This window comes from Affinundibacterium amnicola (assembly GCF_014284275.1).
In the GTDB taxonomy this organism is placed as follows: domain Bacteria; phylum Pseudomonadota; class Gammaproteobacteria; order Burkholderiales; family Burkholderiaceae_D; genus Undibacterium; species Undibacterium amnicola.
Genome location: NZ_JACOFU010000003.1, coordinates 169,343 through 184,569, shown reverse-complemented (window position 1 = coordinate 184,569; position 15,227 = coordinate 169,343). Strand labels below are relative to the sequence as shown.

General features: G+C 46.8%; 13 protein-coding genes and 2 tRNA genes. 7 read left to right on the top strand and 8 right to left on the bottom strand.

Features of this window, described 5'->3' with window-relative positions:
* The first annotated feature begins 11 nt into the window (after positions 1-11).
* Together H8K33_RS08795 and H8K33_RS08790 are read left to right on the top strand one after the other, a co-directional pair.
* Positions 12-88, top strand: a tRNA-Pro gene (locus tag H8K33_RS08795).
* Between the two features lie 85 nt (positions 89-173).
* Positions 174-250 (top strand) — tRNA-Pro (locus H8K33_RS08790).
* A 128-nt stretch (positions 251-378) separates the two neighbouring features.
* Here H8K33_RS08790 and ribD read toward each other — a convergent pair.
* Positions 379-1,509, bottom strand: coding sequence for a bifunctional diaminohydroxyphosphoribosylaminopyrimidine deaminase/5-amino-6-(5-phosphoribosylamino)uracil reductase RibD (gene ribD / locus H8K33_RS08785; protein ID WP_246443458.1), 1,131 nt, complete (start codon positions 1,507-1,509; stop codon positions 379-381).
* Positions 1,509-2,621, bottom strand: coding sequence for an iron-sulfur cluster carrier protein ApbC (gene apbC, locus H8K33_RS08780; RefSeq protein WP_186890650.1), 1,113 nt, complete (start codon positions 2,619-2,621; stop codon positions 1,509-1,511). The genes ribD and apbC overlap by 1 nt, the downstream gene beginning before the upstream one ends.
* A gap of 294 nt (positions 2,622-2,915) precedes the next feature.
* Here apbC and H8K33_RS08775 point away from each other — a divergent pair, with 294 nt between their 5' ends.
* From H8K33_RS08775 to H8K33_RS08755, 5 genes are all read left to right on the top strand, one after another.
* Positions 2,916-3,356, top strand: a complete 441-nt coding sequence (locus tag H8K33_RS08775) for a pilin (RefSeq protein ID WP_186890649.1) — start codon at positions 2,916-2,918, stop codon at positions 3,354-3,356.
* A gap of 305 nt (positions 3,357-3,661) precedes the next feature.
* Entirely contained in the window at positions 3,662-5,770 is a 2,109-nt protein-coding gene (metG, locus tag H8K33_RS08770; protein ID WP_186890648.1) for a methionine--tRNA ligase, read from the top strand.
* A gap of 15 nt (positions 5,771-5,785) precedes the next feature.
* Complete coding sequence (locus tag H8K33_RS08765; RefSeq protein WP_186890647.1) at positions 5,786-6,262, top strand: GNAT family N-acetyltransferase; 477 nt, start codon at positions 5,786-5,788, stop codon at positions 6,260-6,262.
* A 93-nt stretch (positions 6,263-6,355) separates the two neighbouring features.
* The gene (locus tag H8K33_RS08760) at positions 6,356-8,152 is read left to right on the top strand and encodes an aminopeptidase P family protein (RefSeq protein WP_186890646.1); all 1,797 of its coding nucleotides are present in this window, start codon (positions 6,356-6,358) and stop codon (positions 8,150-8,152) included.
* A 12-nt stretch (positions 8,153-8,164) separates the two neighbouring features.
* Positions 8,165-8,686: a GNAT family N-acetyltransferase gene (locus H8K33_RS08755; protein ID WP_186890645.1), complete on the top strand. Its 522-nt coding sequence runs from the start codon at positions 8,165-8,167 to the stop codon at positions 8,684-8,686.
* Positions 8,687-8,689: 3 nt separating this feature from the next.
* Here H8K33_RS08755 and H8K33_RS08750 read toward each other — a convergent pair whose 3' ends face one another.
* The 6 genes from H8K33_RS08750 to H8K33_RS08725 form a co-directional block, all read right to left on the bottom strand.
* Complete coding sequence (locus H8K33_RS08750; protein ID WP_186890644.1) at positions 8,690-9,535, bottom strand: alpha/beta hydrolase; 846 nt, start codon at positions 9,533-9,535, stop codon at positions 8,690-8,692.
* An 804-nt stretch (positions 9,536-10,339) separates the two neighbouring features.
* A complete protein-coding gene (rsfS, locus tag H8K33_RS08745) occupies positions 10,340-11,011 on the bottom strand; it encodes a ribosome silencing factor (RefSeq protein WP_186890643.1) in 672 nt (223 codons plus the stop codon).
* 89 nt (positions 11,012-11,100) lie between these two features.
* Positions 11,101-11,826 (bottom strand): nicotinate (nicotinamide) nucleotide adenylyltransferase, encoded by a 726-nt coding sequence (gene nadD, locus H8K33_RS08740; RefSeq protein WP_186890642.1) that lies wholly within the window; start codon positions 11,824-11,826, stop codon positions 11,101-11,103.
* On the bottom strand, positions 11,817-12,716 hold the full coding sequence (gene hemF / locus H8K33_RS08735; protein ID WP_186890641.1) for an oxygen-dependent coproporphyrinogen oxidase: 900 nt from the start codon (positions 12,714-12,716) through the stop codon (positions 11,817-11,819). Before hemF ends, nadD begins: the two co-directional genes overlap by 10 nt.
* Before the next feature lie 103 nt (positions 12,717-12,819).
* Entirely contained in the window at positions 12,820-14,094 is a 1,275-nt protein-coding gene (purD, locus tag H8K33_RS08730; protein WP_186890640.1) for a phosphoribosylamine--glycine ligase, read from the bottom strand.
* Positions 14,095-14,288: 194 nt separating this feature from the next.
* The gene (locus tag H8K33_RS08725; protein ID WP_186890639.1) at positions 14,289-15,014 is read right to left on the bottom strand and encodes a YebC/PmpR family DNA-binding transcriptional regulator; all 726 of its coding nucleotides are present in this window, start codon (positions 15,012-15,014) and stop codon (positions 14,289-14,291) included.
* Positions 15,015-15,227 lie beyond the last annotated feature (213 nt).

Sequence of the window (15,227 nt, the reverse complement as noted above, 5' to 3'; positions counted from 1 at the left end):
ATCTCGCTTCTCGGAGTGTAGCGCAGCCCGGTAGCGCACCTGGTTTGGGACCAGGGGGTCCAAGGTTCGAATCCTTGTACTCCGACCAAATTTAAAGGATCGTTGAGAAATCGACGATCCTTTTTAGTTTCACCAAATTCAGTTATTTAGCCGATTAAATAACGATCAGTTTTCGGAGTGTAGCGCAGCCCGGTAGCGCACCTGGTTTGGGACCAGGGGGTCCAAGGTTCGAATCCTTGTACTCCGACCAAAATTAAGCCTCGTTGAGCAATTAGCGAGGCTTTTTTTTATTTCATCGACTCATAATATTGCTTACCAACTATTGCTTGCCAACTCAAGGCTGGATGATCATCTAATACGCAATTAGTCTCACGCAATTTAAGACCATCGCAGCAATACACGAATTGTTTCACCTATTTGTCGCATCTCATGCACTTTCAAAGAATCAGCCTCATCAATTTTTTGGAGCGCAGGCAAAGTAAACATTGGCCTGCCCTGTCCTAATAATTTAGGTGCCAAATACAACAATAATTCATCCACACATCCCGCCTGAAGCAAAGCGCCACTCAATTTTGCACCAGCTTCCACATGCAATTCATTCACTTGATCACGCCCTAGCACATTCATCAGCTCAAGCAAATCTACTTGAGGATTTTTTGTGGAGGAATGATCAGGCAAAAACCGCAAATCTACACCAGCACTCTGCAAATTCTTTTCTCGCTCCATTTGGCTTGTCGAGTGAAAAATTGTCACGCCACCATTTTGCAAGATTTTTGCGCTGACCGGCGTAGCTAACTGCGAATCCGCAATGATTTTACGAGGTTGATGAGCTGAAATTGCTGTTACATCCACCAAGCGTACAGTCAATTGGGGATCATCCGCCAACACCGTACCAATTCCAGTCAAAATCGCATCCGCCCGCGCACGCCAGCGATGTCCATCTTCCCGCGCGCTAGCGTCCGTAATCCATTGGCTCTGTCCATTTGGTAAGGCAGTAAAACCATCAAGACTGGCCGCCATTTTCAAGCGCACCCAAGGTCTGCCAGTTTCCATGCGCTTAAAAAAACCGATATTCATTTCACGCGCTTCGGATGCCAACAAACCATACTCGACTGCAATCCCAGCATCACGCAACATTGCAAACCCGCGACCAGCCACTTGCGGATTGGCGTCTTCTATCGCCGCAACCACGCGCACAAGACCAGCATCAATCAAGGCATTTGCGCATGGTGGCGTTCTACCAAAATGACTACAAGGCTCCAGCGTCACGTAGGCTGTTGCACCTTGCACACGATGACCCTGTGCAGCAGCATCGCGCAAAGCCATCACTTCAGCATGCGCCTGCCCGACAGGCTGAGTCCAACCCTGCCCGATCACTTCACCATCCTTAACCAGCACACATCCAACCTTAGGATTAGGCGAAGTCGCCATGGTGGCGCGGGACGCTAGCTCCAGTGCTTGGCGCATATAAGCTTGATCTTGTGGCGAAAATTGTGACGAATAAGTCATCAAGTATTTTGTACGGTAATCGTTGGAAATTTACTACTCATATCTTTAGCTTTGTCGGCGACCTTGATCGCAACTTTGCGCGCGATATCTTTATATATAGTCGCAATCTGCCCATCTGGATCGGCAACGACAGTGGGCTTACCAGAATCCGCTTGCTCACGGATTGCCATTGTTAATGGTAAGCCACCCAAAAATTCGACTCCATATTCCGCGCACATTTTTTCACCACCACCCGCACCAAAAATCGCTTCGGTGTGGCCGCAGTTTGAACAAACATGGGTACTCATATTTTCGACGATGCCGAGAATAGGAATACCAACTTTCTCAAACATCTTCAAGCCCTTACGCGCATCGAGCAAAGCGATATCTTGCGGCGTGGTCACAATTACCGCTCCGGTGACAGGTACTTTTTGCGACAAAGTTAATTGAATGTCACCCGTGCCTGGCGGCATATCTACAATCAAATAGTCTAGATCACGCCAATTCGTCAGCTCTAATAATTGCTGCAAAGCCTGCGTCACCATAGGACCACGCCAGACCATAGGCGAATCGGGATCGATCATGAAGCCAATCGAAGAAACCTGCACCCCATAATTCTCTAATGGCTCCATTGTCTTGCCATCGGCCGACTCTGGACGCCCTGTAATTCCCATCATCATCGGTTGCGATGGACCATAAATATCCGCATCCAATAAACCAACGGAGGCGCCTTCCGCAGCCAAGGCCAAAGCCAAATTGACCGCCGTAGTTGATTTACCAACACCACCCTTACCAGAGGCAACGGCAATGATATTTTTTACACTTGGCATTAGCTTGATACCGCGCTGCACTGCATGCGCGACGATCTTGCTACTTACTTTAACCTCAACTCGCTCTATGCCAGGCAACCCGCAGATTGCCTTCTCAATTAAACCAGCAATCAAAGTAAACTGGCTCTTGGCTGGATAAGCAAGTTCAACATCCAAACTAACCAGGCCTGCTTGCACCTGTATATTCTTGATCGACTTGCTCGAAATAAAATCTTTATTGGTATTCGGATCAATTACCGACGATAAGAGCAATTTAATTTGCTCGATTTGTTGATTCTTGGGATCTTGATTTATTACAGACATACGTTTCTCCGTTCAATTTCCGCAAGTCTAACGTAATTTGATGGCAAGCTTTCGGATAACCTTGCCGCAAAGTCGTGTTTTAATCGACGTAATTCGCCGCTTAAACTGACAAATTTTCATAAGCAAATAAATGAAAGTGACAAAATTTGTCCATGAAATTCACAAAAAATTAATCAAAATACAATATTTATGGTTAAAAATAGCTATTTGAAGGTTGGCACAGCACTTGCGTAAGTAAAATCGTAGCAAGCAGAAACACCAAATTCTTTATTTTTAATTGAGGGAGTACTTAATATGAAATCCACACGCATACAACAAGGTTTTACATTGATCGAATTGATGATCGTTGTTGCAATTATCGGTATTTTGGCAGCAGTTGCTTTGCCAGCTTACAAGCAGTACACAACTAAAGCTCGCTTCTCGGAAGTGATTGCAGCAACTGGTGGCTTTAAAACTGGTGTAGAAACATGTGCACAAACTGGTTCATGCTTAACAGCCGGAGCAATTGCTGGGCTTGTAGCTGGTGCTGGCGACATTCCTGCTGCGCCTGTGGCAAACAATCATGTTGCTAGCGTAGCAATTTCAGATACTGGTACGATCACTGGCACTGCTACTAACAACAATGGTTTAGGAAATCAAACGTACATTTTAGTTCCAACTTTAACTGCAGGCGGTCAAGTTACTTGGACCTCAAATACAGGTAGCTGCTTTACAGCCACACCAAAAATTTGCTAAAAACAAATCCATCTCTATAGAAGCGCTAGAAGTGTAACGGAGGGGCTCTTAAGCCCCTCCGTTTTTTTAAATGCATCTTAAATCAATACACCATTTGGAACGTGCGTGAGTTGACCCAGCTTGTGTAACGATCTCAATCGATACCAGCAGGTTAAAAAATGATCCACATTTTCAGCCATCCCTCAATAATTTTTTGTGTAAGAAAAAGAATCATCACTTAGAACTGCAGCCGCCAGTTTTTCCAGTTTCGACACATTCGCTGTTAAAATAGCTGCTTTATTCCTCAAATAAAGCAATCATCCATCATGACTCGCAAGCTGTTCGTCACCACCGCCCTTCCTTACGCTAACGCCCCCTTCCACCTCGGCCATATCATGGAATACATCCAGGCTGATATTTGGGTTCGTCATCAGCGAATGTCTAGGCATGAAGTTAACTTTGTTTGTGCTGACGATGCGCATGGTGCGCCGATTATGATTGCTGCTGAAAAAGCGGGGATCACGCCACAAGAGTTTGTTGGTCAAATTGCAGCGGGTCGTAAGCAGTATCTCGATGGTTTCCATATCGAATTCGACAACTGGCACTCGACCGATGGCGCAGAAAATCACGAATTATCACAAGACATCTATCGCAAACTGAAAGCTGCGGGTTTTATCACAAGCAAAACGATAGAACAGTTTTATGACCCGGTCAAAAACATGTTCTTACCAGATCGCTACATCAAAGGTGAATGCCCGAAATGCGGCGCGAAAGATCAGTATGGCGATTCTTGCGAAGTGTGTTCAGCTGTTTATGCACCGACTGATTTGAAAAACCCCTATTCTGTATTGACTGGTGCGACACCAGTGATGAAATCATCCGAGCATTTTTTCTTCAAGTTATCTGACGAAAAATGCGTGGAATTTTTGCGTGGTTGGGCTTTGCAAAATAATCGCCTGCAGTCCGAAGTGGCGAATAAATGCAAAGAGTGGTTGGAAGGTGAAGGCGGCCTCGGTGATTGGGATATCAGTCGCGACGCGCCCTATTTCGGTATCGAAATTCCTGATCAACCGGGCAAATACTTTTACGTCTGGCTCGATGCCCCCGTGGGTTATCTGGCATCTCTGAAAAATTACTTCAATAAAACTGGCCGTGATTTTGATGCATTTATGGCAGATCCTACGACGGAACAAATTCATTTTATCGGCAAGGATATTACTTACTTCCACACCTTGTTCTGGCCTGCGATGTTGAAATTCTCTGGTTACAAAACGCCAGACAATGTGTATGCACACGGCTTCGTGACGGTCTCTGGTGAAAAAATGTCAAAGTCACGTGGAACTGGTATTTCTCCATTGCGCTATCTCGATATCGGCATGAATCCTGAATGGCTGCGCTACTACTTTGCAGCGAAACTGAATGCCAAAGTCGAAGATCTGGATATGAACCCGGATGACTTCGTTGCACGCGTTAATTCTGATTTGATTGGTAAATACATCAATATCGCAAGTCGTGCAGCAGGTTTTATTACCAAGCGTTTTGACGGCGTGGTGAATACGACTTGGGCGACCAGCGATGATGTATTCATTCAAAAATTGCGTCATGTTTCTGGCGATATACAAGCATTGTATGAAGCGCGTGAATTTGGTAAAGCCTTGCGTGCAGTGATGGAGCAAGCCGATATTATCAATGCTTATGTGGATGCGAATAAACCTTGGGAACTGGCAAAGCAAGCCGAGAATGATGCGAAGTTGCAAGAGGTTTGCAGCCGTTTATTGGAAGCTTTCCGTATTCTGACTGTGTTCTTAAAACCGGTCTTGCCGCAACTTGCTAGTCAAGTTGAAGCGCAATTGAATATTGCGCCATTGGATTGGGCGAGCGTGAATACACCGTTACCGGATCAACATAAAATTAATCCTTATGTGCATTTGATGCAGCGTGTTGATATTAAGATTTTTGATCAGTTGTTTGATGCGCCGGTGGTGAGTGCGCCTTCGACTGAAGTTGCTGCAGCGTCGGCTGAAACCCATCCCCTCCCCAACCCTCCCCTTGAAGGGGAGGGAGTCGTTAATGGTATGATTGAAGAGCTCGCTCCTGAGATTAAGATTGATGACTTCGCCAAAATTGATTTACGTATCGCCAAAATCCTTAATTGTGAACATGTCGAAGGTTCAGACAAACTCTTGCGCCTGACTTTAGATGTCGGTGAAGGCAAGACTCGTAATGTCTTCTCCGGTATTAAATCTGCCTATCAACCAGAACAATTAATCGGCAAATTCACGGTCATGGTGGCGAATCTGGCACCACGTAAGATGAAATTTGGTATGTCCGAAGGCATGGTTTTAGCCGCCTCCGCTGCGGATGAAAAAACTAATCCTGGTTTATATATCTTAGAAGCATGGCCTGGTGCTGAACCCGGTATGCGCGTTCGTTAATTTGTCAATTAGCTTATGGACATCGTCATACGCGAAGCCAATGTCGAAGATGCGCCTTTACTGGCGCATTTAACCCGCACTTGCTGGGCGGGTAAAGTTGCGGACACATCGTCTGGTCATTATGAAAGTAGCGAAAAAGTCGCCGAAGAATTGACGCAAGGCGGCGCCTTTATTCTACTCGTCGATGAAGAACCTGCTGGCTCGGTGCGTTGGCTGCCAGTCGATGGTGAAACCAGCACTTGGGAAATGCGGCGCATGGGCATACTGCCCGCATTTCGCGGCGAAGCATTGTCGCAACATTTACTCGAAGCAGTCATTCATCAGGCACAAACTTCCGGCGTCGAGGAGTTACGATTAGGCGTGCGCACAGATCAACCACGTTTAGTAGATTTGTACACCGCCTACGAGTTTGAACTAGCACCAGAACTCGAGTATGCGCATGCGAATCCGCATGAACCTATGCCACACGTGATGCGCCGTTTTCTCCGTTGATTGCTTCTTCAGTTTCGCACTTAGTTTATCCCTCAGTCATTAATAATCAATCCCTGACTTGGCGCTGGAATTGCCCTCTTCAACAGGACCAACATGAGCATCTCTATTCCTCAACGTTTAACTGAACTACGTGCGGCGATGGCAAAACACAGCGTACACGCTTGTTTAATTCCATCGGCAGATCCCCACTTATCCGAATATCTTCCAGCTCGCTGGCAAGGTCGTGAAGTATTTTCCGGCTTCACTGGCTCAGTCGCAACGCTTATCGTAACGTCTGATTTCGCAGGCTTATGGGTAGATAGCCGTTACTGGTCACAAGCGGATATTGAGTTAGCAAATACAGGTATTAGCGTGATGAAGATACAGTCATCCGCTGCCACTGCGCACATCGACTGGCTCACAGAAAATTTAAGTGAAGGTCAAACACTCGCCGTTGATGGTAATGTTTTAGGTCTAGCGAGCGCACGTGCTTTACAAGCAGCCCTAATGCCGAAACAAATCAAGCTCAACACACAACTCGATATCTTGGAAGAGGTATGGAGCGACCGACCTGCCTTGCCAGATACGCCGATCTACGAGCATCTACCGCCATTTGCGGTGCTAAGTCGCGCCGACAAACTCGCTGCTGTACGCGCGCAAATGCAAGCCAAAGGCGCCAACTGGCATTTTGTTTCTACAGTTGACGATATTGCCTGGATATTCAATCTGCGTGGAGCGGATGTCAACTACAATCCGGTCTTTGTCTCACATGCCTTAATCGGCATAGATAGCGCGACGCTATTCATTCCATTGAACAAAGTCCCTCAAGCAATCGCTGAAAGACTCTTAAAAGATGACGTGCAATGCCGACCATACGAAGATGCTCGTGTGGCATTGTCGAATCTAAATGCGAGTGCTACGCTACTCATCGATCCACGCCGCATTACCTACGGCTTCCAGCAAGCGATTGCCAAGGAAGTTCAAATCATCGAAGCACTGAATCCCTCGGTCTACAACAAATCACGCAAACATTCTGCTGAGGCGCAATTCGTGCGTGAAGCCATGGAGCAAGATGGCGCGGCCTTATGTGAATTTTTTGCATGGTTTGAACAAGCACAAGGAAACCAGCGCATCACAGAAATCACCATCGATGAACAAATCTGTGCAGCGCGCGCGCGTCAGCCACATTTTATTTCACCAAGTTTTGGCACGATCGCAGGTTTTAACGGCAATGGCGCGATGCCACATTATCGCGCTACAGCAAGTTCACATGCGGTGATTGAAGGCAATGGCTTGTTACTGATTGATTCGGGTGGCCAGTATCTGAACGGCACTACCGATATTACGCGCGTCGTACCTGTAGGCACGGTTTCTACCGAACAAAAACGTGATTTCACGCTGGTATTAAAAGGCATGATAGCGCTGTCGCGCATGCAATTTCCGTATGGGACTTACTCTACCGTGCTCGACACCGTCGCACGTGCACCGATGTGGGCAGAAGGCATCAATTACGGTCACGGCACGGGTCATGGCGTTGGCTATTTCCTCAATGTCCATGAAGGCCCGCAGTCAATTTCTGGTGCGATTCCCAACAGCGACATGGTGATGGAAATTGGCATGATCACATCGAATGAACCTGGTATTTATCGCCCTGGAAAATGGGGCGTGCGCATAGAAAATCTCATGCTGTGCGTACCTGCACAAACAACTGAATTTGGCGAGTATCTGAAGTTTGAAAGCTTAACTTTGTGCCCAATTGATACGCGTTGCATCGCACTCGATCTGATGCACCAAGATGAAATTGACTGGCTCAATGCTTATCATCAGGATGTCTTACACAGACTCTCGCCACGCGTACAAGGTGATGCATTGAACTGGCTTAAAGAGCGTACAAAGGCGATTAATAAATAAATGGAGGACAGTATGAGCGAAACCAACACTTATCTTGTCACCCCTGCCTGCAAAGAAGATTTCGCTGGCATCAAAGCGCTCTATCAACATGTCGCGCGACAAGGTGGCGGTATCGCCCGTACTGAAGATGAAATTACTGACGACTATATCCGCCACAATTTAGACGCCGCGATGGCCCGTGGTGTCTGCTTTGTTGCAAAAGTGAATGCACAAATTGTTGGTGAAATTCATGCTTACCCACCCTTCCCCCGACTGTTTGCACACATCTTGTCAGATCTGACGATTGCCGTGCATCCTGATTATCAAGCCATCGGTGTTGGGCGCGCAGTTTTTACTGCTTTACTCGACGAAGTCAAACTGCATCGACCTGACATCTGCCGGATCGAGCTATTTGTACGCGAATCTAATCACAAAGCCATCGCCTTTTATCACAGCCTAGGTTTTGAGATTGAAGGGCATTTTAAACAACGCGTACGCCGGCCAGATGGCGATTTGGAGATGGATATTCCTATGGCTTGGTTGCGTTCAAACTAGTCTTTATTTGTTATTTGGCTCAGGTGCAAACAATTGTCGAAACGCAATCAACGCAGCGGGATGATAAATCGTCGCATGCGTTTCTTTTGCGAAGTGTTCATAAGTCCAGTTCAAACCCACTGGCTTCTGCGTTTGCAACATCTGCGCGAAATTCTGAATCACCGATTCCATTCCACGTTGCCCACTACTAGCGAAATACAAATTCTTGGCCAGTTGAGGCTGCGCCTGCAATTTCTTAGCAAACTGCGCCGTCAAGTGTTCGTCATTCCACCACAAGCTAGGATCGATCGCGATATACGTCTGGAACATATCAGGCGTGTGAAACAAAGTCTCTAAGGTGAAGAGTCCTGCCAATGATTCGCCCACCAAAGCGCGCTCTTGTGTTGTGCGATAGCGCTGCTCGATTTCGGGTATTAATTCCTTAGTCAAGAATCGACGATAAGACTCAGCACCACCCAGATTGGGAATCGCTTTTTTATCTAACTCGCTATTACTAGGCCCAGTTAAGTCACGCCGCCGTACGGTATTTTCAATGCCCACCAAAATAGATGGCCGCATCGTTCCGTTCGCCATCGACACCTGCATCAAACCGGCAATATGCAAAAAATCTTCTGCTACGCCACCGTCGGGCATGTAGATGACGGGATACGCTTTTGATTGATCTAGTCGATAGCCATCTGGTAAATACACGTTGATCCGTCTAGTCTCTTGCATGGTTTTAGAAACGAGTTCCAGGGACTCACCTATGACTAGCGGCTTGACTGTGACTTGCGCCGTCGCTGTCGATCCAACTGTAATCGTTAGACTGGTGGCTAGCAAGATGGTGGTGATCAGGTGATTAATGCGCATTGCTTCCTCTCAAATGTTATCGGTGATTGCTGAATGATGAAGTGTGAATTGTCGTTGATTATGTGATTATTGTTTTGACTTCTTATTCTTGATTCTTAATTTGCCGTTAATCAACGTCCTGTAGGTCGGGGGTGGCCCGACAGCCAAGCACCTTTTTTGCTTCGCCAAAAAAGGTGCTCCAAAAAAGGCGACCGTAGACTCGCCCTTCAGGTGCTTACGCTTCGCTTCAGCATAATTTATGCATCACAAAAAATGGGAAAGTGTTGAAACTCGCCTTCGGCTCAGACAACAACACTTTCTTATCCATTTTCTGTGACGCACAAATTACATCGTCTCAAACGGGGGTAGGTCAACATCAACATCAACATCAACATCAAAAACAACGACATACAACTGCAAATAGAAAATTGAACGTCCGTCGATATTGATTGTTTTGATGTTGCCGTTGTTTTTGACTTTCATCCACTTCTGACACTGCCAATTGTGTAGGACAGAAAATGGATAAAGAAAGTGTCGTTGTCTGAGCGAAGCGAGTTTCGACACTTTCCCATTTTTTGTCTTGCACAATTGGGAAGCCGAAGGCCAGTGGCAGCGTGGTCGCCTTTCTTTACTTTCTTTGGCGAAGCAAAGAAAGTAAGTGGCTGTCGGGCCACCCCCGACCTACCGACCATTCAACAGTCTCGAAATAAATTAGGAAAACAAAATTCAAAATTTGATTCAAACACGAAACTCAAATAAAAAAGGAGAAAGTCCAAAAAGACTTTCTCCTTTCAATCAAACATTCATTCCTACCAAACAAAAATATTACTCAGCAGTCTTACGACGCGTAGTAGCTTTCTTAGCTGCAGCCTCTTTAGAAGACGCAGCAGCTGTTTTAGTAGATGCCACCTTCACACGACCACCAGAAGGAATCTTTGGAGTCGCAGATGTCGCACGAGGCTTACGAGCAGGTTTGTCACCAGCCAACTCAGCCGCCACTTTGCTCACGCGCGGTTTGCGCTTTGGTTTCTCATCTTCCACTGTCGTTTGAATTGCCATCATATCTGGCGTCACTTCGACTGGTGCGGCTTTGGAACGTGAGCGTTTTGGTTTTTCTTCATCCATAGGGCCAGCAGTCATTTTAGAGGTACGTTTTGCAGCCCCCATTTTGACTTCTTTACCGCCCCACAACTCTTCTAAACGGTAGTACGCGCGGATTGCTGGTTGCATGATGTGGACGACCATATCGCCCAAATCGACCAGTACCCATTCACCCGTACCTTCACCTTCCATGCCGACGATGTTGCCGCCGTTTTCTTTGACCTTGTCGCGCACCGCAGCAGCGAGCGCTTTAGTTTGACGGTTGGAAGTACCAGATACCACGCAAACGCGATCGAACAGGCTGGTGATTTCGGTGGTGTCGAAGATTTGTATGTCTTGACCTTTAACGTCTTCTAATGCGTCGAAGACCAATGTTTGCAATTTTTTGATATCCATAATGTCCAATCTATCCTAATTTCTTGTAATCCTGATCGCTGCTTCGTCGTGAGTTTGAAGCAGCTAATGCGAAGGTTAATGGTTTTGCGCTAATTGTAAATCCCTTGGCTTTGAAGGTAGTCTAACACCTTGCGCGGAATTAGCGAGGTGGTTTCCCTGGTTTGCCCTTGTTGCTGCAATTCGTCGCGAATTCGTGTTGCAGAAATATCCCAGGCCAGATCAGTTTCTAGCCATGTTTTGCCAAAAGAGCATTGCTTAAGATCTTCAATTGCGCCATTTGCTTGCTGCCAGAGCGCGGCAAATTCGCTGGGTAATGTGTCGATTTGCAAGCTATAGCCGGGTCTTGCGGCAACGACGATATGTGCCAATTTAAAAATTTGTTGCCAATTTTTCCACGTTGCAAAATTGTGAAATTGGTCGGCACCAATTAGCAAAATAAGCGCGATCTCCTCATTTAACTGAGCATTACCCCATTGAGATCGCATGTTAGTTAAAGTATCGACCGTGTAGCTGGGAATCTGCGCAGCTGCACGTTCTATCTCTTGCTGGTCGATGCTGTAAGGCACTGATAATTGCTCATCAAATGCTAATTCCAACATCTTTATTCTTTGTTCTGCTGTCGCTTTTAAACCGCCTTTTTGCCAAGGTTGGCCGGCAGGTATTAAACGCACTTCATCGACCTTAAGCAGCTTGGCAAAATGCTGTACCAACGCGACATGCCCTTGATGTACTGGATCAAAACTACCGCCAAATACCAACACTGAGCGCTGGATGTTTGTTGCGGCAGGATTTGCAGGAGCGGATTTTACACCCATTCCTTATGCACCAAAAAATCAGTCGCCAATTTGGCTTCTGCACTACCTGCTTCGGGCTTCCAATCGTAACGCCATTTCACTATCGGTGGCATCGACATCAAGATCGATTCGGTACGTCCACCCGATTGCAAGCCAAATAGCGTGCCGCGATCAAATACCAAATTAAATTCCACATAACGACCGCGACGATAAGCTTGGAAATCACGTTCAGTTTCGCCGTAGGCGAGATCCTTACGGCGTTCAAGAATAGGGCGATAAGCCTTCAAAAATCCATCGCCAACGCTCTTCATCATCGAAAAACTTTGCGCAAATGGCTGCTCATTAAAATCATCAAAGAAAATGCCGCCTACGCCACGTGCTTCTTTACGATGTTTGAGATAAAAATACTCGTCACACCATTTTTTAAATCGTGGATGAAGGTCAGTCCCAAATGGCGTTAAGGCATCTTTGCAAGTTTGATGAAAGTGTTTAGCATCTTCTTCAAAGCCATAATACGGCGTGAGATCCATACCGCCGCCGAACCACCACACTGGATCTTTACCTTCGGCATACGTAGTGAAAAAACGCACGTTCATGTGTACCGTCGGTGCATACGGATTGCGCGGATGCAGGACCAAAGACACGCCCATCGCTTCCCACTTGCGCCCCGCTAATTCAGGACGACTCGCCGCCGCAGATGGTGGCAAGTTATTGCCCATCACGTGCGAAAAATTCACACCGCCGCGTTCAAACACATTGCCTTCTTCAATCACACGCGAAATCCCACCACCGCCTTCCGGGCGCTCCCAGCTATCGGTAATAAAACGGCAACCATCAACTTCTTCCATCGAGGCGACGATGGAAGCTTGTAAGCCTAGTAAATATTCTTTTACGGAGTTAGCGTCGGTCATGGGATGTCAAAAATTGCGTGTGTAAGTTTATTTTTTGCGCCTCTGCGGCTTAAGTCTTTGACTCTTAATGCTTTCTATCAAGGCTTAGGTTCGGTGCTTACGCTCAGTGTTTTCTATTAAGCGCACGCCATCCAATATCTTTACGATACTGCGCACCTTTAAATTGAATTTTTTCAACCACATCGTAAGCATGTTTTTGCGCTGTCTTCACCGAGTCACCGAGACCTACCACGCACAACACACGACCACCCGTGACGCTGAGTTTGCCGCCAGCTAAGGCCGTGCCCGCATGGAAGGTAATGCAATCTGTAGTCTCTGCTGGGATGCCTGTAATGTCTGCACCTTTTTCAGGTGCATCTGGATAACCAGCGGCTGCCATCACCACGCCCATCGCTGTGCGTCTATCCCATTCGAGTTCGACGGTATCGAGCGTGCCATTGACTGCATGTTCCATCACGCTGATCAAATCAGTTTTGAGACGCGACATAATCGGTTGGGTTTCTGGATCGCCCATGCGGCAATTAAATTCCAAAGTCTTAGGGTTACCCTGCTCGTCTATCATCAAACCAGCATACAAGAAACCAGTAAACACGATGCCATCTTTGGCCATGCCTTGTACGGTAGGCTGAATAATTTCGCGCATAACACGTGCGTGCAACTGTGGAGTGACGATAGGTGCTGGAGAATAGGCACCCATGCCGCCTGTATTTGGTCCTTGATCTTGATCGAGCAAGCGTTTGTGATCTTGGCTGGTCGCCAATGGCAAAATATTTTTACCGTCAACCATGACGATGAAACTCGCTTCTTCGCCCGCTAAAAACTCTTCAATCACGACGCGCGCACCAGCGTCACCTAACTTATTATCCGACAACATCATATCGACTGCGGCGTGCGCTTCTTCCTCAGTCATTGCAACGACCACGCCCTTACCAGCCGCCAAGCCATCGGCCTTAATGACGATAGGTGCACCTTTTTGATTCAGATAATCATGTGCCGCTTGTAAATCGGAGAAGGTTTGATATTCCGCAGTTGGAATATGGTGGCGATGCATGAAGGCTTTGGCGAAATCTTTGGAGCTTTCTAACTGCGCCGCTTCCTTCGTTGGTCCAAAAATCTTTAGACCTTTTTCACGGAAGATATTCACGATACCAGCAGCAAGTGGCACTTCAGGGCCGACTACGGTCAAACCGATATGCTCTTGTATCGCAAACTCCGCTAAGGCATGCGGATCAGTGATGTTGATGTTCTTTAAGTTCTTATTTAATTCTGTGCCGCCATTACCAGGCGCAACAAAAATCGTTTGCGCGCGTTCTGATTGCGCTAATTTCCATGCCAGTGCATGTTCACGACCACCGGAGCCGACCACAAGAATTTTCATTTTTTACTCTGAATAGTTGAGTTGAATTGATGTTTGCTACGAATTGCGATAAGGCTTTTAGAAAACGATAACCATAAGATGAGATAGAAATTCAATTATAGGGATGCAGCGCAAGGCACCAAGCACAGCAATACGTCGGTATTGCGAGCATTGGTAACGAAGTGCTGCGCCCTAGAATTGGATTTATACTCATCTTATTCTTCGATGATCGCGTTAGTAAATACCTCTTGCACGTCATCGAGATTTTCCAGCGCATCAATAATCTTTTGCATCTTGATCGCATCATCACCAGTGAACACCGTTTCTGTTTGCGGCTTCATCACGACTTCTGCGACTTCTGGTTTAAAGCCAGCTTTTTCTAATGCGTCTTTGATCGCCGATAAATCATGCGGTGGGCAAGTGACTTCGATACCGCCTTCATCATCGGTGACTACATCGTCAGCGCCCGCTTCTAAAGCAGCTTCCATCAGCGCATCTTCATTCGTGCCTGGGGCGAAAAACATTTGACCGCAGTGTGTGAACAAGAAAGCCACGGAGCCTTCGGTTCCCATATTGCCGCCAAATTTACTAAAAGCATGGCGGACTTCGGCAACCGTACGAACACGATTATCGGTCATGCAGTCAACGATAATCGCCGCACCGCCTATGCCATAACCTTCATAACGAATTTCTTCATAATTAGCGCCTTCCAAAGTACCCGCACCGCGTTGAATCGCGCGTGTAACGTTTTCTTTCGGCATATTTGCATCTGCTGCTTTATCCACAGCCAGTCGCAAACGCGGATTCGATGCGACATCTTCGCCACCCATGCGCGCCGCCACTGTGATTTCTTTAATCAAGCGTGTCCAGATCTTGCCGCGCTTTGCGTCGGTCGCTGCTTTTTTATGCTTGATGTTGGCCCATTTACTATGTCCTGCCATGATTGCTCTTTCTAAAATTGACAATGCTTTGCACTTATCGATACCGATTTAAGGTAATTTTCATCATTCGCTGACAATTTGGACATGTCGCGATGGAAACTTTGCAAAGGATTGGTTTTATAATGAAGACCGCTATTCTAACATAGAGCACTTGCGCAAAACCGCCGCTGGCTTTCTCAGGTGACGAGGATTGCAGAAGTTTTCGACGCAGAT